The 23768-nt window shown below is 68.8% G+C and carries 25 protein-coding genes; 7 read left to right on the forward strand and 18 right to left on the reverse strand.

The features are described 5' to 3' along the window. Window positions 1-62 precede the first annotated feature (62 nt). Window positions 63-476 carry a hypothetical protein gene (locus F3S47_RS14680; RefSeq protein ID WP_150446026.1) on the reverse strand — a complete coding sequence of 138 codons (414 nt, stop codon included), beginning with the start codon at window positions 474-476 and terminating at the stop codon, window positions 63-65. Window positions 477-595: 119 nt separating this feature from the next. Here F3S47_RS14680 and F3S47_RS14685 point away from each other — a divergent pair, with 119 nt between their 5' ends. Continuing rightward, window positions 596-1243: a carbonic anhydrase gene (locus F3S47_RS14685; RefSeq protein WP_150446027.1), complete on the forward strand. Its 648-nt coding sequence runs from the start codon at window positions 596-598 to the stop codon at window positions 1241-1243. Window positions 1244-1277: 34 nt separating this feature from the next. Next, the gene (locus F3S47_RS14690) at window positions 1278-1766 is read left to right on the forward strand and encodes a hypothetical protein (RefSeq protein WP_150446028.1); all 489 of its coding nucleotides are present in this window, start codon (window positions 1278-1280) and stop codon (window positions 1764-1766) included. Here F3S47_RS14690 and F3S47_RS14695 read toward each other — a convergent pair. The 6 genes from F3S47_RS14695 to F3S47_RS14720 all read right to left on the reverse strand — a co-directional run bounded on the left by F3S47_RS14695 (window position 1753) and on the right by F3S47_RS14720 (window position 8622). After that, the gene (locus F3S47_RS14695) at window positions 1753-2775 is read right to left on the reverse strand and encodes an aspartate-semialdehyde dehydrogenase (RefSeq protein WP_150446029.1); all 1023 of its coding nucleotides are present in this window, start codon (window positions 2773-2775) and stop codon (window positions 1753-1755) included. The genes F3S47_RS14690 and F3S47_RS14695 overlap by 14 nt on opposite strands. Window positions 2776-2932: 157 nt before the next feature. Then, window positions 2933-4441: a malonate--CoA ligase gene (locus tag F3S47_RS14700; RefSeq protein ID WP_150446030.1), complete on the reverse strand. Its 1509-nt coding sequence runs from the start codon at window positions 4439-4441 to the stop codon at window positions 2933-2935. 36 nt (window positions 4442-4477) lie between these two features. Further along, complete coding sequence (locus F3S47_RS14705) at window positions 4478-5104, reverse strand: ATP-binding cassette domain-containing protein (RefSeq protein ID WP_150446031.1); 627 nt, start codon at window positions 5102-5104, stop codon at window positions 4478-4480. Next, window positions 5097-6806: an ABC transporter permease gene (locus tag F3S47_RS14710; protein WP_150446032.1), complete on the reverse strand. Its 1710-nt coding sequence runs from the start codon at window positions 6804-6806 to the stop codon at window positions 5097-5099. The genes F3S47_RS14705 and F3S47_RS14710 overlap by 8 nt, the downstream gene beginning before the upstream one ends. 2 nt (window positions 6807-6808) lie before the next feature. Beyond that, entirely contained in the window at window positions 6809-8005 is a 1197-nt protein-coding gene (locus tag F3S47_RS14715; protein ID WP_150446033.1) for an ABC transporter substrate-binding protein, read from the reverse strand. After that, a complete protein-coding gene (locus tag F3S47_RS14720) occupies window positions 8005-8622 on the reverse strand; it encodes a CDP-alcohol phosphatidyltransferase family protein (RefSeq protein ID WP_150446034.1) in 618 nt (205 codons plus the stop codon). Before F3S47_RS14720 ends, F3S47_RS14715 begins: the two co-directional genes overlap by 1 nt. Window positions 8623-8822: 200 nt before the next feature. On the opposite strand from F3S47_RS14720, the gene F3S47_RS14725 reads away from it, so the two are divergent. Next, window positions 8823-9779 (forward strand): calcium/sodium antiporter, encoded by a 957-nt coding sequence (locus tag F3S47_RS14725; RefSeq protein WP_223877838.1) that lies wholly within the window; start codon window positions 8823-8825, stop codon window positions 9777-9779. Window positions 9780-9835: 56 nt separating this feature from the next. Here F3S47_RS14725 and F3S47_RS14730 read toward each other — a convergent pair whose 3' ends face one another. The 8 genes from F3S47_RS14730 to F3S47_RS14765 form a co-directional block, all read right to left on the reverse strand. Next, on the reverse strand, window positions 9836-10825 hold the full coding sequence (locus tag F3S47_RS14730) for an ABC transporter substrate-binding protein (RefSeq protein ID WP_150446035.1): 990 nt from the start codon (window positions 10823-10825) through the stop codon (window positions 9836-9838). Between the two features lie 39 nt (window positions 10826-10864). Beyond that, a complete protein-coding gene (locus F3S47_RS14735; RefSeq protein WP_150446036.1) occupies window positions 10865-11710 on the reverse strand; it encodes an ABC transporter permease in 846 nt (281 codons plus the stop codon). Further along, window positions 11707-12567, reverse strand: a complete 861-nt coding sequence (locus F3S47_RS14740; protein WP_396280107.1) for an ABC transporter permease — start codon at window positions 12565-12567, stop codon at window positions 11707-11709. The genes F3S47_RS14735 and F3S47_RS14740 overlap by 4 nt, the downstream gene beginning before the upstream one ends. A 175-nt stretch (window positions 12568-12742) precedes the next feature. Next, window positions 12743-13528, reverse strand: coding sequence for an ABC transporter ATP-binding protein (locus tag F3S47_RS14745; RefSeq protein WP_150446038.1), 786 nt, complete (start codon window positions 13526-13528; stop codon window positions 12743-12745). After that, window positions 13525-13938, reverse strand: a complete 414-nt coding sequence (locus F3S47_RS14750; protein ID WP_150446039.1) for a VOC family protein — start codon at window positions 13936-13938, stop codon at window positions 13525-13527. The genes F3S47_RS14745 and F3S47_RS14750 overlap by 4 nt, the downstream gene beginning before the upstream one ends. A gap of 73 nt (window positions 13939-14011) precedes the next feature. After that, window positions 14012-15469, reverse strand: a complete 1458-nt coding sequence (gene hydA, locus F3S47_RS14755; RefSeq protein ID WP_150446040.1) for a dihydropyrimidinase — start codon at window positions 15467-15469, stop codon at window positions 14012-14014. Window positions 15470-15557: 88 nt separating this feature from the next. Then, complete coding sequence (locus F3S47_RS14760; RefSeq protein WP_150446041.1) at window positions 15558-15758, reverse strand: hypothetical protein; 201 nt, start codon at window positions 15756-15758, stop codon at window positions 15558-15560. 59 nt (window positions 15759-15817) lie between these two features. Further along, the gene (locus tag F3S47_RS14765) at window positions 15818-17068 is read right to left on the reverse strand and encodes a Zn-dependent hydrolase (protein ID WP_150446042.1); all 1251 of its coding nucleotides are present in this window, start codon (window positions 17066-17068) and stop codon (window positions 15818-15820) included. Window positions 17069-17219: 151 nt separating this feature from the next. On the opposite strand from F3S47_RS14765, the gene F3S47_RS14770 reads away from it, so the two are divergent. From F3S47_RS14770 to F3S47_RS14785, 4 genes are all read left to right on the forward strand, one after another. After that, window positions 17220-17852 carry a TetR family transcriptional regulator C-terminal domain-containing protein gene (locus tag F3S47_RS14770; RefSeq protein WP_150446043.1) on the forward strand — a complete coding sequence of 211 codons (633 nt, stop codon included), beginning with the start codon at window positions 17220-17222 and terminating at the stop codon, window positions 17850-17852. A gap of 34 nt (window positions 17853-17886) precedes the next feature. After that, the gene (locus tag F3S47_RS14775) at window positions 17887-18966 is read left to right on the forward strand and encodes a sensor histidine kinase (protein WP_191090206.1); all 1080 of its coding nucleotides are present in this window, start codon (window positions 17887-17889) and stop codon (window positions 18964-18966) included. A gap of 64 nt (window positions 18967-19030) precedes the next feature. Continuing rightward, on the forward strand, window positions 19031-19237 hold the full coding sequence (locus F3S47_RS14780; RefSeq protein ID WP_150446045.1) for a hypothetical protein: 207 nt from the start codon (window positions 19031-19033) through the stop codon (window positions 19235-19237). A 24-nt stretch (window positions 19238-19261) separates the two neighbouring features. Next, window positions 19262-20218: a tetratricopeptide repeat protein gene (locus F3S47_RS14785; RefSeq protein ID WP_150446046.1), complete on the forward strand. Its 957-nt coding sequence runs from the start codon at window positions 19262-19264 to the stop codon at window positions 20216-20218. A gap of 19 nt (window positions 20219-20237) precedes the next feature. On the opposite strand, the gene preA is transcribed toward F3S47_RS14785, so the two are convergent. Genes preA through F3S47_RS14800 form a run of 3 tightly spaced genes read right to left on the reverse strand, consistent with a single transcriptional unit; the run spans window position 20238 to window position 23700 of the window. Then, window positions 20238-21542, reverse strand: coding sequence for an NAD-dependent dihydropyrimidine dehydrogenase subunit PreA (gene preA, locus F3S47_RS14790; protein WP_150446047.1), 1305 nt, complete (start codon window positions 21540-21542; stop codon window positions 20238-20240). Between the two features lie 27 nt (window positions 21543-21569). Beyond that, window positions 21570-22358, reverse strand: coding sequence for an Fpg/Nei family DNA glycosylase (locus F3S47_RS14795; protein WP_150446048.1), 789 nt, complete (start codon window positions 22356-22358; stop codon window positions 21570-21572). Between the two features lie 13 nt (window positions 22359-22371). Then, window positions 22372-23700 carry an NAD(P)-dependent oxidoreductase gene (locus F3S47_RS14800; protein ID WP_150446049.1) on the reverse strand — a complete coding sequence of 443 codons (1329 nt, stop codon included), beginning with the start codon at window positions 23698-23700 and terminating at the stop codon, window positions 22372-22374. Window positions 23701-23768 lie beyond the last annotated feature (68 nt).

Here is a 23768-nt window from a genome sequence, read left to right on the forward strand (position 1 = left end):
ATCCTGGGTCGGGCGGAGCCTATTGCCGGGCCGGACGGGCGGCAAGGCGGGCTGTCGCGCGGTCAATCCTCGAGATCCCAGATCTCGGCCAGGGACCGGTCGGTGACGCGGGTGAGCCGTGCGAGGGTGGCCGCGAGCGCGGCGCCGTCGCCGGAGCGGGCCGCCTCCGCGACGTGGCGGGCGACGGCACGCACCGACGTGAGGCCGATCGCACCGGCGAGCTCGCCCAGCCGCTCGGCCGAAAGGGCGATCCGGGCGAGATCATGGGAGGCGAAGGCCCGCTCCAGCCGCCGCAGGCGGAGGCTGATCTCCTCCAGCCGGGTGCAGACGGCCTCCTCCGCGGCGGTCTCTCCGCGCTCGGCGAAGAGACGGACGAGCGGGCGCGTGTCGAACTGCACGGGCTCGCGTGGCGCGAGTGCCGCGGGCGCGACCGCCCCTGGGCCCTCTTGCACGGTATCCTTCGGCTGCGTCGTCATCGGCGCCGGCATAGGCGCCCGCGGTTGTCATCGCGTGAAGGCCGCGCCATTACTGCACGAAATATCCGCAAAAACCGGTTCAATTCCGGTCAATCGCCCGAACGGGTGGGAGATATCCGATGGACGCGATCCGCCCGCTGCCCGAGTACCTCGTCAAGCGCTACCACGGCTGGAAAGCCACCACATTCGCCGAGAACAAGAGTTGGTACCGCCGCCTGGCCGAAGAGGGACAGCGGCCGCGCGCGATGGTGATCTCCTGCTGCGACAGCCGCGTGCACGTCACGTCGATCTTCGGGGCCGACCAGGGCGAGTTCTTCATCCATCGCAACATCGCGAATCTGGTGCCGCCCTACGAGCCGGACGGGGCCCAGCACGGGACCTCGGCCGCCATCGAGTACGCGGTGACCGCGCTGAAGGTCTCTCACCTGATCGTGCTGGGGCACTCGGGGTGCGGCGGCGTCCAGGGTTGCTACGACATGTGCGAGGGCAAGGCGCCGGCGCTCGAGGAGACTTCGAGCTTCGTGGGCCGCTGGATGGACCTGCTTCGGCCGGGCTACGAGCGGCTGGAGGCGGGAGAGGACGCCGAGAGGCTCCGGGCGCTGGAGAAGCAGGCGGTTTTGGTCTCGCTCGAGAACCTCATGAGTTTCCCCTTCGTGAAGGCGGCCTGCGACGAGGGCATGCTCAAGCTGCACGGCCTCTGGACGCACATCGGCGAAGGGGGGCTGGAGACCTGGGACCCGGAGGCAAGGGACTTCACCCCGGTTTAAGCATTGGTTCACCCTGGCGGACTACCATGCCGCCATGGACACGGCCGTCACACTCAGCCTCGACCCGGCGCTCCTCCGCGCGGCGCGCGACGTCGCGGATGCCCGGGAAATCACGATCCAGCAGCTGCTGAAGGACGCTCTGACGTCGGAACTGGCGCGGGCGCACCGCCGCGCGAGGTCGCCCGTCCGGGCGGACGAGCGCCTGCTCGACCTGATGCGGGCGAAGTTCTCCCGCGACTTCGCGGAGGCGCGGGACTGGCCCGACCTGATGCGCCGCTGCCGGGCGAAAGGCGTGGTGCTGAGGGAAGCGGGCGGCGGACTGGCGCTCTTTGCCGCGCAGAACGGGGCCCGGTTGTGCAAGGCCTCGGATGTGGGGGCGAGGCTCAACAGGCTCGCCCGCCGGTTTCGCGCCCCGTTTCCCGGGGAGGCGCTGGGCCGCTTCGATTACCGCGCCCGCACCACGGATCCCGGAGACGTCGAGGTGCTCGACGACAGCGACAGGGCCGGTCTCAGCCCTTCTTGAGGATGCGGTTGCCCAGCACCTCGGCGATCTGCACCGCATTCAGCGCGGCGCCCTTGCGGAGATTGTCCGAGACCACCCAGAGGTTGAGGCCGTTCTCGATGGTCGGATCCTGCCGGATGCGGCTCACGAAGGTGGCGAAGTCGCCGACGCATTCGACCGGCGTGACGTAGCCACCGTCCTCGCGCTTGTCGACGACCATGATGCCCGGCGCCTCACGGAGGATGTCGCGGGCCTCGTCCTCGTCGAGGAAGTCCTCGAACTCCAGGTTCACGGCTTCGGAGTGGCCGACGAAGACCGGCACGCGGACGCAGGTGGCGGTGACCTTGATCGAGGGGTCCACGATCTTCTTGGTCTCCGAGACCATCTTCCACTCTTCCTTGGTCTGGCCGTCTTCCATGAAGACGTCGATGTGGGGAATGACGTTGAAGGCGATCTGCTTCTGGAATTTCTCGGGCTCGACCTCCTGACCGGGCACGTAGACGCCCTTGGTCTGGTTCCAGAGCTCGTCGACGCCTTCCTTCCCGGCGCCGGAAACGGCCTGGTAGGTGGAGACCACGACGCGCTTGATGCGGGCGCGGTCATGCAGCGGCTTCAGCGCCACCACCATCTGCGCGGTGGAGCAGTTGGGGTTGGCGATGATGTTCTTCTTGGAATAGCCCTCGATCGCGTCGGCGTTCACTTCCGGCACGATCAGCGGGACGTCGGGGTCGTAGCGGTAGAGCGAGGAGTTGTCGATCACCACGCAGCCGGCCTTGGCGGCCTTGGGGGCGTAGGTCTTGGTCGCGTCCGAGCCGATCGCGAAGAGCGCGATGTCCCAGCCGGTGAAGTCGAACTGCTCGAGATCCTGGGTCTTCAGCGTGCGGTCGCCGAAGCTGATCTCGGTGCCGAGCGAGCGGCGCGAGGCGAGCGCGACGATCTCGTCGACGGGGAATTCACGCTCGGCCAGGATGGCGAGCATTTCGCGGCCCACGTTGCCCGTGGCGCCGACGACGGCGATTTTGTAGCCCATGTCTTGGCTCCTTGATCCGGATTGCGGGGGTGATACGGCAGCTAGGCCTTGAAAGGAAGGGGGCGGCCCTCTGGCCGGCCCCCGGCGGTCTGTCCAAGTTTGGACGGAGTGTCATCCCTTTGAAAATTCTTGGGAAAACTCTTAACGAGGAGATTTGTTAACCATCGTTAAAGAGGCCGGCGAAGGTCTCCCGGAGCTGCGCCTTCTGCACCTTTCCCATGGTGTTGCGCGGCAGCTCCTCGACAAGGGCGTAGTGCCGCGGCTGCTTGAATCGGGCAAGGCCGGAGAGACCTGACGCCAGCGCCTCGGGCGAGGGCGGCTCGGCGGGGCCGGCGACGACCACCGCGACGACGGCCTCTCCGAGGTCCGGATGAGGCACGCCGATCACCGCGCTCTCGACCACGCCTGGCAGGGCGTCCAGCGCCTCCTCGACCTCCTTGGGGTAGACGTTGAGCCCGCCCGAGATCACGAGATCCTTCGCCCGTCCGACGATGGTGACGTAACCGTCCTCAGAGATCTGCGCGAGATCGCCCGTGATGAAGAAGCCGTCCTCCCGCATCTCCTCGGCCGTCTTCTCGGGCATCCGCCAGTACCCCCGGAAGACGTTCGGGCCGCGCACCTCCAGCACGCCGATCTCCCCGTCGGGCAGGACCGCGCCGTCCTCGCCCCGCACCCGCGCCTCCACACCGGGCAGGGGCGGGCCGACGGTGCCGGGACGGCGCTCGCCCTCGTAGGGGTTGGAGCAGGACATGTTGGTCTCGGTCATGCCGTAGCGTTCGAGGATGCGGTGGCCTGTGCGGGCCTCGAAGTCCCGGTGCGTCTCCGCCAGCAGCGGGGCCGATCCGGAGACGAAGAGGCGGATGCCCTCGGCCAGCTCACGGGTGAAGTCCTCGCGTCCGAGCAGCCGGGTGTAGAAGGTCGGCACGCCCATCATCGTCGTGGCCCGCGGCATCAGGCGGATCATCTCGTCCGCGTCGAACTTCGGCAGGAGGATCATCGCCCCGCCGGTCGCGAGTATCGTGTTCGTCGCCACGAAGAGCCCGTGCGTGTGATAGACGGGCAGCGCGTGAAGCAGCACGTCCTCCGCGGTGAAGCGCCAGGCCTCGGCGAGGGTGAGCGCGTTCGACAGCAGGTTCGCCTGCGTGAGCATCGCCCCCTTCGACCGGCCGGTGGTGCCCGAGGTGTAGAGGATGGCAGCGAGGTCGTCCTCCGCGCGCGACACGGTCCGGAAGCTGTCCGGTTGACCCTCGGCGAGGTCCGAGAGCGTGCCCGTACCGTCCTCCAGCGTCTGGGCCTGCGCCCCGTGGCGCGCGGCGATCTCGACGAGGGCTGGCGCCGAGGCTTCGGTCGTGACGAGAAGCGCGGCGCCGGAGTTGCCGACGAAGTAGTCGAGCTCCTGTGGCGTGTAGGCCGTGTTGAGCGGCAGGTAGACGAGGCCGGCCTGCACGCAGGCGGCGTAGAGCGCCAGGGTGTCGGGGTGCTTGTCGATCTGGACCGCGACGCGGTCTCCCGGCTCCAACCCGAGGCCGCTCAGGGCATGGGCGAGACGCGCCGCGCGGACGAGGAAGTCGCGGTAGGCGATGGGCGTCCCGTCGGGCCGGAGCAGGAAGGGGGCCGCGCTGTCGGCATGGGCGGCGAAAAGGCGATCGAAGAGAGGGTTGGTCATCCCCTGGTGATAGGAGCCGGCTGCCGGCGCGGCAAGTCAGCCGATGCGCAGGATGCGGCCCTCGGCGGCGCGGGCGTCCTCGGCGTCGTGGGTCACGAGCAGCACCGGCAGGTCACGCGCCATGGCGCGGGAGAAGACCATGCGGCGGACCTGGGCGCGAAGGTCGGCGTCGAGCCCGGAGAAGGGCTCGTCGAGCAGCAGGGCGCAGGGGTCCGAGAGCAGCATCCGCATCAGGGCGACGCGCGCCCGCTGGCCGCCGGAGAGCGTGGCGGGGTCGCGGTCCTCGTAGCCCGAGAGGTCGACCTCGGAGAGCGCCTCGGTCACGCGGGCGCGGCGGTCGGGTGTGCCGGTGGCGAGCCCGAAGGCGAGGTTCTGGCCGACGGACATGTGCTGGAAGAGCAGCGCGTCCTGGAAGAGCAGGCCCATGCGCCGCTTGTGCGGCGGGGCCGCGGTGATGTCGTGCCCGTCGAGGATGACCCGGCCCGTGGCACGGAAGCCGCGCGGCAGGGTGCCGGTCAGGAAGGCGAGCAGCGTGGATTTGCCCGCGCCGGAGGGGCCCATGACGCTGAGCACCTCGCCCGGCGCGATGACCTCGTTGACGGAGAGGAGCCTGTCGCTTCCCTTGGAGATCGTCACCTCCTCAAGCCGCAGTCCCTTATCCATGCGCCATGCCCCTCCGGTTGCGGAAGAGGACTGCGGGGACGGCGAGGGCCAGGGCGAAGGGCAGGAAGGCGACGAGGGTCTGCGTGAGGCTCCAGACGCCAATGGCGCGCCGGTCGCCGCCCGAGGCGAGCGCGACGGCCTCGGTGGTGAGGGTCGCGACGCGCCCGCCCCCCGCGAGGAGGGTGGGCAGGTACTGGCCGACCGAGACGGCGGTGCCCACGGCGGCGGCGGTCAGGAGGGCCGGGATCAGCATGGGCAGGCGGATGCGCCAGAGCGTCCGGTCCGGCCCGGCGCCGAGGGTGGCGGCGACCGTGAGCGTCCGGGGGTCGAAGGCGCGCCAGGGACCGGCGAGGGAGAGAAAGACGTAGGGCAGCACGAACACGATATGCGTCGCTATGACGGGACCGAGGCCGGTGTCGAGGCCAACCGACAGAAGTCCGATCTGGACGCCGGGGAGGAAGGCCGTCTGGGGGATCAGCAAAGGCAGGTACAGCAGCCAGAGCGCGCGCGAGGGGCGCAACCCGTGGCGGGTCTCGGCCTCAAGGCTGCCGACGGTCAGCACCAGCGCGGCGAGCGTGGCGATGGCGGCGATGAGCGCGGTCACGGCGAAACTGTCGAGCGCGCCGGGGCCGTGGCGCATCCAGCTGCGCGCGGTCAGCGCCTCCGGCAGGGCCTCGGGGAAGCTCCAGCGCGCGGCGACCGACCAGAGGGCGAGGCCGAGGAGGCCCGCGATCACCGCGGCGGCGGAGGCGAGGCCGGTGAGATAGCCCGCCGCGCGCAGGGCGGGGTCGGCGGCGCCCCGGCTGCCGGTGGCGATCCAGCGGCGACCGAGCGCGGCGGTCGCGATCTCGGCCAGGCGCCAGAGGGCGATGGCCCCGGCCACCAGGGCGAACTGCCAGAGGGCGGCGGCGGCCGCGAGGTCGCGCATGGCGATGTCGGGATCCGACATCCAGCGCACGATCTGGACGGAGAGCGTGGGCGGCGTGTTCGGGCCGAGGATGACGGCCACGTCGACCGTCGACATGGAGTAGGCCAGCGTGACGTAGACCGGCAGCCGGATCTGGGCGTAGAGGCCGGGAAAGGTGGTCTTGAGAAAGCCGGTGACGCGCCCGTAGCCAAGAGCCTGCGCCACCCGCTGCCGTTCCGGCGCCCGGGTCTGCGGCAGGGCGGCGAGGCTCATCAGCAGAAGGAAGGGGACCTCCTTGGCCACCAGCCCGGCGGTGAGGGCGAGGCCCCAGGGGTCCTGCACGATGAGCAGGTCGGGCGGGCGCTCCCATCCCGTGAGCCAGGGTGAGAGGGCGCGGGCGATCCAGCCCGAGGGCGCGATGAGGAAGGCGATGCCGAAGGCCGCGGCGGCATGGGGCAGGGCGAGGAGCGGCGAGAGCAGGCGCTCCAGCGCGGCGAAGGCGCGGGTGCCGGACCAGCCGGCGAGGATCAGCGTGGTGATGCCGAGCGCGCCGAGCGTGGCCATGAGGCCGGTGGCGAGCGAGAGTCGGGTGGCCTCGGCGATGCCGGGCCAATCGGCGACGGCCCGGAAGGCCCCGGCGGAGAGCCTGCCCTCGTCGAGGCCGGTGGCTGGCGCCAAGGTCCACCAGAGCCCCGCGGCGACGGGGCCCAGCATCGCCGCGAGGGTCAGCAGCGGCAGGGGGCGGAGGCGCCACGGGTCCGCGCGCTCCTCCGCCCGACGGGCGACGTCGCGCATGCTCAGTTCGTCCCGTAGCGCTCCTGCCAGTCCTCGTTGAGGGCGGTGGCCCAGGAGGGGTGCGGCTCGTCGAGCACCTGTCCGAGCTCGGAGGGCGAGAGGGTGGCGATGCCGAGCGGCAGGGTCTCGAAGGCGCGGGCCTGCTCTTCGGGGAGGGCATCGGTGTCGAGGACGGTGCCGTAGCCCAGCACCTCGGGGTCCTGCGCGCGGAGCTGCGCCTCGGGGGACATCAGGAAGTTCGCCAGCACCATGGCGCCTTCCTTGGAGCCGGAGTTGTAGGGGATGGCGAGGAAGCTGGCGTTCCCGATGGTGCCGTCCTCCAGCACGAAGGTCCGGACACTCTCGGGCAGCTGGAAGTTCGCGATCGCGGTCGAGGCCTCGTTGGGCGAGAAGCTGATGGCGAGGTCGATCTCGTCGTCGTTCATCAGCTGGAGCTGCCGCGGGCCGGTCTGCGGGTAGGCGCGGCCCTGGCGCCAGAGGTTCGGCGTCAGCTCCTCGAGGTAGGCCCAGAGCGGGGCGGTGACCGCCTCGTAGTCGCTCTCGGAGACGGGCTGCTGCAGGACGGCGGGGTCCTCGACGAGTCCGATCAGTGCCTGCTTGAGGAAGGTCGTGCCGAGGAAGTCGGGCGGCTGCGGGTAGGTGAAGCGCCCCGGGTTGGCAGCGGCCCAGTCGGCGATGGCCTCCATCGAGGGCTGCGGCTCCATGTCGGCGCTGTCGTACATGAAGACCACCTGCGCCATGGCCCAGGGCGCCTCGTAGCCTTCGGTGGGGACGGTAAAGTCGGTCTGAACCGTCTTGCCCTCGGTATCGACGTATTCCCAGCTCGGCAGCTGCTCGGCCCAGGGGCCGAAGAGCAGGTCCTGCTCCTTCATCGAGGCGAAGTTCGCGCCGTTGATCCAGATGAGGTCGACCGCGCCGTCCTCGTCCTGCCCGGCTTCGCGCTCCGACAGGACGCGGGTAACGGCGTCGGCGGTGTCGGTGAGCTTCACGTGCTCGACGGTGACGCCGTAGTCCTCGGCGACGCGGTCACCGGCCCAGGAGATGAAATCGTTGGTCGTGGTCGAGCCGCCCCAGGCGTGCCAGTAGACGGTCTGACCGTCCGCGGCCTGAAGCACGGCTTCCCAGTCGGAGGGATCGGTCTGCGCCTGGCCCGCGAGCGGTGCAAGCAGCAGGGTCGAGGCAAGGAGAGCGGAACGCATCAGGTATCCTTTCGGTCTTGAAACACGCGGGAGGCCGCGGCCACCCGCAGGATCGCGGTGAGGAAGCAGAGACTTCCGAAAATCCAGGCAATCGGCCCGAAGGCGGTGGGGAAGAGGCAGATCAGGAGGAAGAACCCGATGGTCTCGGTCCCCTCCAGAAGCCCGTTGGAGAAGTAGAGCGACTTGAGCCCCTGGGCGTCGGTTTCCATCCGATGTTTCTCGGCGAGGATGGCGTAGCCGAGGAAGCTCGTGCCGTTGACGTAGAAGCTGGTCAGCACGAAGGCTGCGGGAAGGGCGTTCTCCGGGTCGTGAAGCGCGAAGGCGAGCGGGACGGCGCCGTAGAAGGCGAAGTCCGCCGCGATGTCGAGGTAGCCGCCGAAATCCGTCCTGCGCGAGGCGCGGGCCACCGCCCCGTCCAGGCCGTCCGCGATGCGGGAGAGCAGGATCAGTGCGACCGCGAGGGCGAAGGCTCCGGCCCAGATCGCCACGCAGGCCAGAAGACCCAGGGCGAGGCCGGTCAGCGTCACCGTATCCGCGGTGGCCCCCATCCGCGCCAGCCGCGCCCCGGCCGCGTTGAGCGGCGGGTCGATCAGCTTGCGGGCGGCGGCGTCGAGCATCGGGGGTCTCCGTGGTCGGCGAAATCTTGATGCAGCGGAGACTTAGCGTCCATGACTGAAACGGGAACGTGAGACGCCTGAAAGATTTGTGCCCGAAACGGAGGAACGGGAATGATTGCAGGAGGTCAGATGCTTGAATTCGGCGCAGCAGCACCGATTTGCCGCTGGCCCCGCTCTCGGGGCCAAGGGACACACTCATCGTGATCGACATCGTTTATCTCTGCCTGGGCCTCTTGGGCCTTGTCGCGGGCGGCGAACTCCTCGTGCGCGGCTCCGTGGGCATCGCCCAGCGGCTGGGCATTCCGCCCCTCGTCATCGGGCTCACCCTCGTCGGGTTCGGGACCTCCACGCCGGAGCTCGTCACCAGCCTGCAGGCGGCCTTCGCCGGGTCGCCCGGGATCGCGGTCGGCAATATCGTCGGGAGCAACATCGGGAACATCCTGCTGATCCTGGGTCTCGCCGCGCTGATGCGGCCGATCGTGGTGGCGCCAGCCGCCTTCCGGCGCGACGGGACCGTTCTGGTCGCCGCGACGCTCATCTGTCTCGGCCTCGTCGTACTCGGCGATATCGGCCGGGGGCTGGGCGGCGGTATCTTCGTGCTTCTGCTGGCCTACCTCACCTTCACCCTCTGGCAGGAGCGCTCCGGAGGCACCGCGGCCGGCGAGGTCTATGCCTCCGAGGCGGAGGTCGTCGCGCCGCCGGCCCAGAGCATGGGGCGGCTGATCCTGACCGCGGTGGGTGGTCTCGCGATCACCATCATCGGGGCGCGCTTCCTCGTGACGGGGGCGATCTCGGTGGCGGGTGCGCTGGGCATCTCGGAGACGGTGATCGGCCTAACGGTCGTGGCCGTGGGGACCTCGATGCCGGAGCTCGTAACCTCGATCATCGCGGTCCGGAAAGGCGAGGGCGACGTGGCCTTCGGCAACATCGTGGGCAGCAACATCTTCAACATCCTCGGCATCCTCGGGCTCACTGCGCTGGCGCATCCGCTGGCGGTGCCGGTGGAGATCATCCGCTTCGACATCTGGGTCATGCTGGCCGCCACCGCCGCGCTCGTGGTCTTCGCCATGACGGGCTGGCGGATCGGGCGGCGCGAGGGCGGGATCCTGTTCCTGGCCTACGGCGCCTATGTCGCGAGCCTTCTGGCCCTGGCCTGACGAAAAAGGCCCCGGCAGGTGCCGGGGCCTTTCATCGTTATCGCCTCGCCAAGCGATCAGTTCATCGCCTGGTCCGTGACCTCGTGGGTCCAGGCGGCCTCGCCCGGGTCCTCGGTGATGACCGGGTCGGAGCCGCCGGCGAGGAGGGTGTCGACCGTGCGCTGGTAGGCCTCGGGGTCGAGCGTGCCGTCGGAGCCCGCGGTGAGCTTCGCGACTTCACCCATCATGCGGACCTGGTGCTGCTCGGTCTGGGCGCCGGTCTCGTCGTAGTCGAGCACGATCATCGCCGCCTCTTCCGGGTTCTCCTCGGCCCACTTCCAGCCTTCCATGGAGGCCGCGACGAAGCGGGCCATCTTGTCGACGAAGGCCGGGTCCTCGAGGTCGTCCTCGAGCACCCAGAGACCGTCCTCGAGCGTGGCGACGCCCTGGTCCTCGTAACGGAAGTTCACCAGCTCCTCCGGCGTGACGCCCGCGTCGATGACCTGCCAGTACTCGTTGTAGGTCATGGTCGAGATGCAGTCCGCCTGGCGTTGCAGGAGCGGGTCGACGTTGAAGCCCTGCTTGAGGACCTCGACCGAGCCTTCCGACGCGCCGTCGGTCTCGATCCCGAGCTGGGACATCCAGCTGAGGAAGGGATACTCGTTGCCGAAGAACCAGACGCCGAGGGTCCGGTTGTCGAGGTCGTCGGGGCTCTCGATGCCGACGTCGCCCCAGCAGGTGAGCTGCATGCCCGACGAGGTGAAGGGTTGGGCGATGTTCACGAGCGGCAGGCCCTTCTCGCGCGCGGCGAGGGCGGCGGGCATCCACTCGACGATGACGTCGGCCCCGCCACCGGCGATGACCTGCGTCGGCGCGATGTCCGGGCCGCCGGGGCGGATGGTGACGTCGAGGTTCGCGTCCTCGTAGAAGCCCTGTTCGAGGGCGACGTAGTAGCCCGCGAACTGGGCCTGGGTCACCCACTTGAGCTGAAGCGTGACCTCGTCCTGGGCCTGGGCCGCGCCGGCCAGTCCCAGTGTGGCGAGGGCGCCTGTGATGATCGTCTTCATGTCTTTACCTTTCCCTGAGTTTGTTTTCTTGCTCGAGCCTCAATTCCGGTGGGAGGGGTGCCAGAAGGTCACCCTCCGTTCGATCCAGGCGACGCCGCCGTAGAACAGGGTGCCTGCGAGCGCCGCGACGGCGATCTCCGCCCAGACAAGATCGATGGACAAGGAGCCGACGCCGGTATTGATCCGAAAACCCATGCCGCGTGTCGGAGAGCCGAAATATTCGGCAACGATGGCGCCGATCAGGGCAAGGGTCGTCGCGATTTTAAGCCCGTTGAAGATGAAGGGCATGGCGGCGGGTAGGCGCAGCTTGAAGAGGCTTTGGGAATAGCTGGCGGCATAGGTGTGCATGAGGTCCCGCTGCATGGGCTCGGTCTGGCGCAGTCCGGAGACCGTGTTCACGAGCATCGGGAAGAAGACCATCACGACGACGACCGCGGCCTTGGATTGCCAGTCGAAGCCGAACCAGCTGACGAGGATCGGCGCGATGCCGACGATGGGAAGGGCCGCGACGAAGTTGCCGATGGGCAGCAGGCCACGGGTGAGGAAATCGGAGCGGTCGATGAGGATCGCTGTGAGGAAGGCCGCTCCGGTGCCGATCAGGTAGCCGGTGAGGGCGCCCTTCAGGACCGTCTGCTGGAAGTCGACCCAGAGCGTCTCGGTCGAATTGATGAGGGTGTCCCAGACCAGGCTCGGCGGCGGCAGGATCACGGGCATGACCTGGAAGTGGCGGACGAGCCCCTCCCAGAGCACGAGCAGGGTCACGCCGAAGAGAAGCGGGACGATCACCCGGACCGGGCGCGTCGAGCGCCAGGGCGAGTTTGCGAGCGCCGCGTTGGTGGCCCAGGCGGCGGCCCAGAAGAAGAGGGCGAAGGCCAGCCAGCTCATCGGCCCATCCCCATGCGCTTGAGCGTGGCGCGCTGTGCCACGTCGAGCAGCGTCACCAGCACGCCGGCCAGGATCGCCGCGGCGAAGAGCGCGGCCCAGATTGCGAGCGGCGTGCCGAACTGGTCGCCGATCAGGATGCGCGCGCCAAGGCCGCGGATCGCGCCGGTGGGCAGCTCGCCGACGATCGTCCCGACGAGGGCCGCCGCGATGCCGATCTTGAGCGAGGCGAAGAGGTAGGGGACCGACGAGGGCAAGCGCAGCTTCCAGAAGCTCTGCAGGCTGGACGCGGAATAGGTCTTGAGCAGGTCGAGCTGGGCAGTGCCGGGGCTTCGCAGGCCCTTCACCATGCCGACGAGCACGGGGAAGTAGCAGAGATAGGCGGAGATGATCGCCTTGGGCACGCCGCGCCCCTCGATGCCGACCTGCGCCGAGAGGACGATGATCATCGGCGCGAGCGCCACGATGGGGATTGTTTGCGAGATGATCGCCCAAGGCATCAGCGAGAGGTTCACCACGCGGCTGTAGACGATGGCGATGGCCCCCGCGATGCCGAGCGTCGTCCCGAGCAGGAAGCCCCAGAAGGTCGAGCGCAGGGTCACCCAGGCGTGGAAGATGAGCGAGCGGCGCGACATCGCGCGGCCTTCGAGAGCCATCTCTCCCGTGGTCGCCCAGAGCTCACCGGCGACCTGGCCGGGCGTCGGCAGGCGTGGCCGGTCCTGCGCGTAGGACTGCGGGACGAGATCCGGGTTCTGGGCCATGAGCCGCCAGACCGAGACCTCCTGCCGCGCGATGGGGGTTTCCGGCACGACGGTGGCCCCGCTCCGCTCGGCCTGGTCGAGGGCCAGGCGGATGTTCATGGGGGCGACGGCGGCGTACCAGATACCCACGATCACGGCGAGCACGACGAGAACGGGCAGGGTGCCGCCGACCGTGCTGCGCAGGGCGCGCCCCGCGGTGCGGAAGGGACCGGGCGTGGTCGTCGCGGGCGCGGCGGTCATGCGGCGCTCCGGCGCTTGGTCCGTGGGCAAGCCCTCACGCGTCTTCCTCCATGCCGGCGCGGAGACCGTCGCGGACGCGGTGGGCCACTTCGATGAACTCGCGGCTGTCGCGGATGTCGAGCGGGCGCTCGGCGGGAAGCGGGCTTTCGATCACGTCGGTGATCCGGCCGGGGCGCGGGGACATGACGACGATGCGGGTCGAGAGATAGACCGCCTCGGGGATCGAGTGGGTGACGAAGCCGACCGTCTTGCCGGTCCGTGCCCAGAGCGAGAGGAGCTCTTCGTTCAGGCGGTCCCGCACGATCTCGTCCAGCGCGCCGAAAGGCTCGTCCATCAGCAGGATGTTGGCGTCGAAGGCGAGCGCCCGGGCGATCGAGGCCCGCTGCTGCATGCCGCCCGAGAGCTGCCAGGGGAACTTGGACGCGAAGCCGCCGAGGTCCACCAGGTCGAGCGTGCGGTCGACGCGTTCCTTCTGCTCCTGCTTGGAGTAGCCCATGATTTCCAGCGGCAGGGCCACGTTCTTGCCGATGGTCCGCCAGGGATAGAGCCCGGCCGCCTGGAAGACATAGCCGTAGGCGCGGGCGCGCCGAGCCGCGTCGGGGCTCATGCCGTTGACCGTGAGCGTGCCGCCCGTCGGCTCTTCGAGTCCGGCAATGCAGCGCAGGAAGGTGGTCTTGCCGCAGCCGGAGGGGCCGATGAAGCTCACGAACTCTCCCTTGCCGATGGAGAGCGAGACGTCCCGCAGCGCGTGCACGGGGGCGTCGGCGGTCTGGAAGGTCAGGTCGAGGTTCTTGGCCTCGATCACGGGTGTCGCTGTCATGCGGCCTCCCAAAGGGCGGGTTCTGCGAACTCGATGGAGTTGCCGGCCGGATCGCGGACGTAGACCGAGCGCGGGCCGTGGGGCCAGCGGAAGTCGCTCTCGACCTCGATGCCCTTGCCGGTGAGGAACGCCACCCAATCGTCGAGGTCGTTCGAGGCGAAGCAGACGTGGCCGGGTCCCTCGGCGCCATGGGGCGGGACCGGCAGGGCGCCCTCCTGCGCGGGGCGGCGGGTGGCCTCGGGATTGAAGACCAGCAGGATCGTTCCTCCGCAGCGGAAGAAGATGTGCCGTCCCTCGGCGCGGACGACGATCGGAAGCCCGAGAAGGCCGCTGTAGAACTCCTCCGCCGCCGCGAGGTCGTCGGTGTAGAGCGCCGCTTCGAGCAGGCCGGAAAGGGGCGGGGCGCTCATCGGGAAAGCCTCCCGGGGCGACGGCCGGCCAGGGGCCGTGCCGTCTGTTGCCTGTGCGACGAGTCCTCGCGCATCAGACCCCGCTCGCCGGGATGCCGGAGCGCTGGACCGGGCGGGGGGCGGTGAGCTCCTTCCAGGTGGAGAGGGCCTTGTTCGTGGGGTTGTTCGCCTCGCGCTTGACGAACTTGCCGCGGCCCTCGGCCCCGCGCATCTCGCCGTCGTAGACCGCGACGTGGCCGCGGGTCAGGGTGAAGCGCGGCAGGCCCTTCACATGCTTGCCTTCGAAGACGTTGTAGTCGATCGCCGACTCCTGCTTGGCGGCCGTGATCGTCTTTTCCTTCGCCGGGTCCCAGACGAGGATGTCGGCGTCGGAGCCCACGCGGATCGCCCCCTTCTTCGGGTAGCAGTTGAGGATCTTGGCGATGTTGGTCGAGGTGACCGCCACGAACTCCTCGGGCGTCAGGCGGCCGGTGCCCACGCCGTAGGTCCAGAGCATGGGGAGCCGGTCCTCGAGCCCACCCGTGCCGTTCGGGATCTTGGTGAAATCGCCGACGCCGTAGCGCTTCTGCTCGGTGGTGAAGGCGCAGTGGTCGGTGGCGACCACGGAGAGAGACCCGGCCTGAAGACCGTTCCAGAGGCTGTCCTGGTGCTGCTTGTTGCGGAAGGGAGGCGACATCACCCGGCGGGCGGCGTGGTCCCAGTCCTTGTTGAAATACTCGCTCTCGTCGAGGGTCAGGTGCTGGATCAGCGGCTCGCCCCAGACCCGCTTGCCCTGCTGGCGCGCGCGGCGGATCGCCTCGTGGCTCTCCTCGCAGGACGTGTGGACCACGTAGAGCGGCACGCCCGCCATGTCGGCGATCATGATGGCGCGGTTGGTGGCCTCGCCCTCGACCTGCGTGGGGCGGGAATAGGCGTGGCCCTCGGGGCCGGTGTTGCCCTCGGCCAGAAGGCGCTGGGAGAGGTCCGCGACCACGTCGCCGTTCTCGGCATGGACGAGGGCGATGCCGCCGAGCTCGGCCACGCGCTGGAACGAAGCGTACATCTCGTCGTCCTGCACCATCAGCGCGCCCTTGTAGGCCATGAAGTGCTTGAAGGTGGTGATGCCGCGATCTTCGACGACGGTCTTCATCTCGTTGAAAACCTGCTCGCCCCACCAGGTGATGGCCATGTGGTAGGAGAAGTCGCAGTGCGCCTTGCCGGACTTGTTGTCCCACATCTGCAGGGCGTCGAGCAGGCCCTGGCCGTCTGGCGAGGGCAGGGCGAAGTCCACGACCATGGTCGTGCCGCCGGCGAGCGCGGCGCGGGTGCCGCTCTCGAAGTCGTCCGAGGAATACGTGCCCATGAAGGGCATCTCGAGGTGGGTATGCGGATCGATCCCGCCGGGCATGACGTAGCAGCCCGTCGCGTCGAGTTCCTCGTCGCCGGAGAGGTTGTCTCCGATTTCGACGATCTTCTCGCCCTCGATCAGGACATCGGCCTTCCAGCTCAGATCGGCGGTGACGATCGTGCCGTTCTTGATGACGGTGCTCATGGGGTGACGGTCTCCCTGCGGTCGAGGTTTCGGCGTGTGGTCCGCTGGGGCGGACGGGGTGGTGTGCGGCGCATCCCGGCTCCTCCGGTCAGGCGTCGCACTCGAGCAGGACGGGATCGCCGTCCTGCATCGTGTAGGTGCAGCCCTGGCCTTCCGGGTCGCCTTCGGTGCGGAAGATCGGATCTCCCTCCTCGGTCATCGGCGGGGCCTGGACGGGTGTGCCGGGCGGCTCGGGGCGCGGGCCGCAGGCGGCCAGGGGAAGAACGAGGATGAGCAGGACGATCCGCATGGCTCAGACCGCGCAATCGGGATCGCGCGAGGTCGGAGTGCCGGTGGGCGCGGGCCGCGTCATTCGACGATCTCCGCGGTCTCGACGACGGCGTGAAAGAGCACGTCCGCCCCCGCGGTGGCCCAGTCCTGCGAGATCTCCTCGGCCTCGTTGTGGCTGAGGCCGTCGACGCAGGGGCACATGACCATGGCGGTGGGCGCCACGCGGTTGATCCAGCAGGCATCGTGCCCCGCGCCGGAGATGAGGTCGCGGTGGGAGTAGCCAAGCCGCTCGGCGGCGTCGCGGACCGCCTTCACGCAGTTGGCGTCGAACTCCACCGGGTCGAAGCCGCCGACCTTCTCGAATTCGACGGTCAGGCCCATCTGCTCGCAGATCTCGGTGGCCTCCTCGCGCAGGCGCCGCTCCATGTCCTCGATCACCGCAAGGTCGGGCGAGCGGAAGTCGACGGTGAAGACGGCCTTGCCCGGGATCACGTTGCGCGAGTTGGGGAAGACCTCGATATGGCCGGCGGCGCCCACGGCATCGGGCTTGTGCGACCAGGCGATGGCGTCGACGCGGTCAAGGATGCGCGCCATGCCGAGGCCCGCGTTCTTGCGCATCGGCATGGGGGTGGAGCCGGTGTGGCTCTCCTTGCCGGTCACGGTGACCTGGGTCCAGCTGAGGCCCTGGCCGTGGGTGACGACGCCGATGTCCTTGCCCTCGGCCTCGAGGATCGGGCCCTGTTCGATGTGCAGCTCGAAGAAGGCGTGCATCTTGCGCGCGCCGACCTCCTCGTCGCCCTTCCAGCCGATCCGCTCCAGTTCCTCGCCGAACCTGAGCCCCTTGGCGTCGGTCCGGTCGTAGGCCCAGCTCTGCTCGTGGATTCCGGCGAAGACGCCGGAAGAGAGCATGGCGGGCGCGAAGCGGGTGCCCTCTTCGTTCGTCCAGTTGGTAACGACGATGGGGCGGCGGGTCTTGATGCCGGTGTCGTTGAGGGTGCGGATGATTTCCAGCCCGCCCAGGACGCCGAGCACGCCGTCGTACTTGCCGCCGGTGGGCTGCGTGTCGAGATGGGAGCCCACGTAGACCGGCAGCGCCTCGGGGTCGGTCCCCTCGCGGCGCGCGAACATGTTGCCCATGGTGTCGACGCCGGTGGTGAGCCCGGCCTCGTCGCACCATTGCTTGAAGAGATGGCGGCCCTCGCCGTCCTCGTCCGTGACGGTCTGGCGGTTGTTGCCCCCGGCGACGCCGGGCCCGATCTTGGCCATTTCCATGAGGCTGTCCCAGAGCCTGTCGCCGTTGATCTTCAGGTTCGCGGCGGGGGCTGGCATGGGACGTCTCTCCTTCGATTTGACCAATCGGTCAAAGGGACGCTACCAGAGCTTGGGGGTCAGTCAAGCGCGGTGCCCGGTGCCTTTGCAGGTGCTCATATCGCAGGCAGATCCGGACCACGGATGATGCGCGAGGCGGCGGTGTGAGAAGATGAAGGACGAAAAGCCCCCGACCCGCATCCAGAAGAAGAACCGCGAGGTCATCCTCGACGCGGCGCTCGAAGTCTTTTCTCAGGAGGGCTTCCGGGGGGCCACGCTGGACAGGATCGCCAAGGTCGCGGGGCTCTCGAAGCCCAACCTGCTCTACTACTTCTCCTCCAAGGACGCGATCCACGAGGCCTTGCTGAGGGGGCTGCTGTCGACCTGGCTCGATCCGCTCCGGGCCATCGATCCGAGCGGCGATCCGGTCGAGGAGATCATGGGATACGTCCGCCGGAAACTCGCGCTGGCGCGGGACTACCCGCGTGAGAGCCGTCTCTTCGCGATAGAGATCCTCCAGGGGGCGCCCCGCATCGCCCCGGTGCTTTCGGGGGAACTTCGCGAGCTGGTGGACGAGACCGCCGGGGTGATCGACGGCTGGGCCGCGGCGGGCCGCATCGCGCCCGTCGATCCGCGTCACCTGATCTTCTCGATATGGGCGCTGACGCAGCACTACTCGGACTTCGACGTCCAGATACGGGCTGTGCTGGGTGATGGGGACCCGTTCGCGGGCGCGGAAATTCACCTTGAGGCAGTTTTCCGCCGGATTCTGGGGGGCGGCCCTTCTCTCTCCGGTGTCAACTGATAAGGTCGCCCTGTATTTCTTACTGTCGCGACCAATGAACATCCCTCAGTTCTCGCATGATGACCTGCGGCTCGCAGAGCTGCGCTCCTACGGTATTCTCGATACCGATCCGGAGCGTGACTTCGACGAGATCGCCTCGCTCGCCGCGCGCATCTGCGACGCCCCGGTCGCGCTCGTCAGTTTCGTCGATGCCGACAGGCAGTGGTTCAAAGCGAAGGTCGGGCTCGAGGACTCGGAGACGGGGATCGAGCGGTCCTACTGCGCGCTCGCGATTCGCCAGGAGGGTATCTTCGAGGTCGAGAACCTGCACGAAGATCCCCGGACGAAGAACAATCCGCTCCTCAAGGACCGCCCGGAACTACACTTCTACGCCGGCGCTCCGCTCCGGACCGAGGCCGGGCTGGCCCTTGGATCGCTTTGCGTCCTGGATACGCGGCCGAGGGTGCTGAACGAGACCCAGCGCGAGGCGCTGCGGGTCCTCGCCAAGCAGGTCATCTGGCAGCTCGACGCCCGCCGCAATCTGACCCTGGCCGAGATCCAGCGGCAGGAGGTCGATCATCGCGTGAAGAATTCGCTGCAATCCGTCGCGTCCTACGCGCGGTTGCTGGCGCACAGCGCCGGAAGCGAAGAGACGCGAGCCGCCCTGATGACCTTGCAGGGCAGGATCGACACGGTCGCGGCTCTGCACGAGGCGCTCTATCTCACGAAGGCCGACGCGCGCGTCGACCTGGCGCGCTACCTGCTTCGCGTGGGCGAGCTGCTCAAGCCGCATTGCCCAGAGAACGTGGGGCTCTCGGTCGCCGCCGGCCCTGCGGAGGTCCCGACCCAGGTTGCCACGGCCTGCGCGAGTATCGTGAACGAAGTCGTGGCCAACGCCATCAAGCACGCCTTTCCCGACGGGCGGAGCGGGACGATCAGCCTGACCGGCGCGCAGGAGGGCGAGTGGTACATTCTCGACTGCAGCGACGATGGTGTCGGCCTCGCGGAGGACGGCGGATCCGGCCTGGGGCTCAGGATCATCGACGCGGCGGCGCAGCAGATTGGCGGCCTCGTGGAGCGGCCGGAGGCCGAAGTGGGTCACAGGTTGCGGGTTTCGGTGCCGCTCGAAAACTGACGACTTGATTTATTGGCGGGCCTCGCGGAGTCCTGTGGATAATCAAGCGGATCGAGGACGGACCATGCCTCTGAAACGAGACGGCTCCTGGGTTTTCGACATTCTCGACGACATCGAGAGTCACGTCCGCGGGACCGGACGAACGGCCCTTGCCGACGATCTCCGTCACGTCATCGACCGGCACGAGCCGGAGGGGCGGATTTCGCGGTCTGCGTCGGAGACCGAGGTGCCCGACAACACGATCAGCTTTCCCGGCCGCAACCGCGGCTGAGACCGGAACGGGACGGAGAACCGAATGACGCCCGACGATCCTCTGATCGTCGACGCCGAGTTCCTGGCGCGGCAGGCTTGGAGTCTTCGGTGGAGTTCGCGCCAGCGAAGCTGCGAGATGGCCGAGGCGGCGCTCGAGGCGTCGGACCGTCAGAGCGTGACCGGCTCCGCCTATCGCACCCTCGCCTGGCAGTCGCGCTGGCGCGGCTCTTTCCGGTGGTGCGGCATCTTCGGCCGCAAGGCACTGGAGGTGCTCGACCCGGTTCGTTCGCCGGACATGGTCGGCGACGTCCATGCCTCCCTTGCCGTGATGCACTACTCGTCGGGGCGACGGGACCTCGGGATCGACGCCGTGGAGTCCGGCTTCAGGGCGATCGGGCCGCAGGGGCACACGGAAACGCGGGTCGATCTGATGGCGGTCAGGTCCCGGATCCTCCGCCACCGGAACCGGCCCGAAGAATGCCTGTCGATGCTGCTGCGCGCGCAGGAGCTGGTCCAAGGCGCCCCGGCGGCCCGGATCCAGATGGAGATCGCACGGCATCTCAATGCCACCGACGAGCCCGAGGAGGCCCTGCGCCACGGGCTCGAAGCCGTGGTCAAGGCCCAGCATCACGACAACCGGCTCGTCCTGCCCTATGCCTTCGAGGTGGTGGCCGCGACGCAGATCGCGCTTGGTCAGCTGGTCCGGGCACGACGGCACCTGGAAGACGCCTGGACCTGCGCCGAGGAAACCGAGGACACGCGGGCGCGCTGCCTGGTCCGTTACCAGAGGGGCCGCCTGGCGCGCGCGGAGGGCAATCCGTACGAGGCCCTCGCGGAATTTGAGGCCGGGCTCGAGGCGGCGCGCATGATGCCCTACGCCTATGGCGAAGCCCGCCTTCACCGGGAGCTCGCCGAGTTGCACGAAGAGGCCGGGCTGGCCGACGCCGCCCTCGCGTCGTGGAAGTCCTACGCGCGGCTGAAGCGGGCCGAGTCCGACTGACCCGGCCCGGGTGTGGCGGTCACTCCGCGGCCTTGGCCATCGGGTTGTTCGGGTGCGTCGTCCAGTTGGCGTACTCTTTCGCCACGACCTTGCCCGTGCGCGGGTCGGTGGTGCCGGGGGCGAGCTCCTCCATGGTGATGCAGTCCTCGACCGGGCAGACGTCCAGGCAGAGGTTGCAGGCCACGCACTCCTCGTCGATCACCTCGAAGACCCGGCCGGGCTTCATGGCGATGGCCTGGTGGCTGGTATCCTCGCAGGCCGCGTAGCAGCGGCCGCACTTGATGCAGAGATCCTGGTCGATCCGCGCCTTGGTGACGTAGTTGAGGTTCAGGTACTGCCAGTCGGTGACGTTCGGGACGGCCTTTCCGATGAACTCGGAGGTCGAGGCGTAGCCCTTCTCGTCCATCCACTGCGAGAGGTCGCGGGCCATCTCCTGCACGATCTTGAAGCCGTACGTCATCGCGGCGGTGCAGACCTGCACGTTGCCGCAGCCCAGGGCCATGAACTCGGCCGCGTCGCGCCAGGTGGTGATGCCGCCGATGCCGGAGATCGGCAGGCCTGCCGTCGCCGGGTCGCGCGCGATCTCGGAAACCATGGACATCGCGATCGGCTTGACCGCCGGGCCGCAGTAGCCGCCGTGGCTGCCCTTGCCGTCGATGGTGGGCATGGGCGCGAAGTTGTCGAGGTCGACGCCGGTGATCGAGTTGATGGTGTTGATGAGGCTCACCGCGTCGGCGCCGCCCCGCTTCGCCGCGGCGGCGGGCTTGCGGATGTCGGTGATGTTCGGCGTGAGCTTCACGATCACCGGGCGGTCGTAGTGCTTCTTGCACCAGCGGGTGACCATCTCGATGTACTCGGGCACCTGGCCCACGGCAGAGCCCATGCCGCGCTCGGACATGCCATGCGGGCAGCCGAAGTTGAGCTCGATCCCGTCTGCGCCGGTCTCGGCCACGCGCGGCAAGATGGCGGCCCAGGCCTCTTCCTCGCAGGGGACCATGATCGAGGCGATGAGCGCGCGGTCGGGATAGTCCGCCTTGACCCGCGCCATCTCCTCGAGGTTGGTCTCGAGCGGACGGTCGGTGATCAGCTCGATGTTGTTGATCCCGAGCACCCGGCGGTCTGCGCCGTGGATGACGCCGTAGCGCGGGCCGTTGACGTTGACGACCGGCGGGCCCTCGGCGCCCAGCGTCTTCCAGACGACGCCGCCCCAGCCGGCCTCGAAGGCGCGGCGGACGTTGTATTCCTTGTCCGTCGGAGGCGCGGAGGCCAGCCAGAAGGGGTTCGGGCTCTTGATGCCCAGAAAGTCAGTCGTGAGATCGGCCATGTCCGTCCCTCCCTGTCGGGCGCCGCCTCAGCCGGCGGCCTGGTGTCTGTTGCAGTAATGCGCGGTCCGCCCACCGACGGTCATCTTCTCGATGGTCCCGCCGCAGCGCGGGCAGTCGGCGCCCGCCGTCCGGTGCGGCTTGAGCCAGTCGTCGGGAATGCGGGAGTAGTCGGTGTCGATGTCGAGGATCGTCTGCATGACGTCCTGGGCGGTTCTGGTCAGCTTGAGCCGCTGGTCGTCCGAGAGACTGCCGGTCTCGGCATCCGGGGCGATGCCACACTGGAAAAGCGCCTCGTCCGACCAGAGATTGCCGATGCCGGCGATCTTCTTCTGCGACATGAGGGCGGACTTGATCGCGCCCTTTCCGGTGCCGAGCCGGTCGGCCAGCGTCTCGGCGCTCGCCTCCAGCGCGTCGGGGCCGAGGCCCGTCTCCTCGATGTATCGGTCCGGGTCCTCGATGACGGTGACCGAGCCCAGCTTGCGCGGGCAGCGGAATCCCAGCCGGGCGCCGCCTTCGAACTCGAATGTGATCCGCGTGTAGTCCGGCGGCCCGTCGGCCTCGTCCCAGACCCTCAGAGAGCCCGTCATCCCGAGGCTCACGGCGATCCAGGGGCCAGTGGCGGATCCCGCGAAGATCGCCTTTCCGTGGCGCCGGGCCTCGGTGAACTGGCGGCCCTCGAAGCGGCTCCGCTCCTCCGCGCCTGGGAGATCGACGCTCTTCGTGTCATTGCCGAGCCGGACCGCAGTGATCGTCCGGTTCAGTGCGCCGGCCTCGACGCGCCTCCGGTTCTGCTCGCACTCGGGCAGTTCGGGCATCAGACGGCTCCGCTCACTTGGCCATGAGCGCGGCGTGGATGTCTTCGGCAGCGTCCCGGCCTTCCGCCACCGCCACGACGGTCAGGTCCTCTCCCGGCGTGCAGTCGCCGCCGGCCCAGACGCCGGGAACGGAGGTCCGTCCCGCACCCGTCACGGCGATCTTGCGGCCGTCGAGTTCGACTCCCTCGTAGGGAACGAGGGTCTGGCCGATGGCGCGGAAGACCTGATCGGCGGGAAGGCGCAGGCGTTCCCCGGTGCCGGAGAGACCGTCGGGCCCCTCCTCGGTATATTCCATCTCGATCTCGACGGCGGAGCCGTTGCCGTGCACGGCGACCGGCATCACCCGGTCGATGATCCGGACGCCCTTGGAACTCGCAAGGTCCTGCTCGTACTTCGATGCGCCCATCCGGTCGCGGCCGCGCCGGTAGGCGAGGGTGACGTTCTCTGCGCCGAGAAGCTTCGACTGGACCGCCGCGTCGATGGCGGTCATGCCGCCGCCGATCACCACGACGTTCCGGCCGACGGGCAGCGTCGCAAGATCGGAGGTCTGGCGCAGCTCGGCGATGAAGGAGACGGCGTCGTCGACGCCAGCCTTGTCGGCCCCTTCCGCGTCGAGCGCATTGACGGCCGCGAGACCCACGCCAAGGAACACCGCGTCGAATTCGTCCCGAAGGGTGTCGAGCGACAGGTCCTCGCCCAGTGCACGGCCGGTTTCGATGGTTATGCCGCCGATGCCGAGAAGCCACTCGACCTCGCGGGCCGCGAAATCCTCGGTGCTCTTGTAGGCGGCGATGCCGTACTCGTTGAGGCCGCCGGCCCGCTCGCGCGCGTCGTAGACGGTGACGGCATGGCCCTTCATCGCGAGCCGATGGGCGCACGAGAGACCGGCGGGGCCGGCGCCGACGACGGCGACGCGCTTGCCGGTTTCCGCGGCGCGGACGTAGGGATGACCCTGCCGCGCCATGAGGCTGTCGGTCGCGTGCCGCTGGAGGCGGCCGATCTCGACGGGACGCCCCTCGGCCATCTCGCGCACGCAGGCCTCCTCGCAGAGCTCCTCGGTCGGGCAGACGCGGGCGCACATGCCGCCGAAGATGTTCTGGTCGAATATCGTTTTCGCCGCCGCCTCGGGCTGGCCCGTGGCGATCTGGCGAATGAAGAGCGGGATGTCGATCTCCGTCGGGCAGGCCGTCACGCAGGGCGCGTCGTAGCAGAAATAGCAGCGATCCGCGGCGACCGCGGCCTCGTGGTGGTCGAGCGGCGCATGCAGATCGTCGAAGTTCGAGGTGATCTCTTCGGCGGGCAGGCGCCCGGCGGCGATGCCGGGTGTGAGAGGGCTGGACATGGACGCTCCCTGATCTGGTCAGCGAAGCCTGCCACAGCCCGGAATTTTATCAAACGGTAAAATTTGAG

This window comes from Histidinibacterium aquaticum, from assembly GCF_008710275.1.
Lineage (GTDB): Bacteria > Pseudomonadota > Alphaproteobacteria > Rhodobacterales > Rhodobacteraceae > Oceanicola > Oceanicola aquaticus.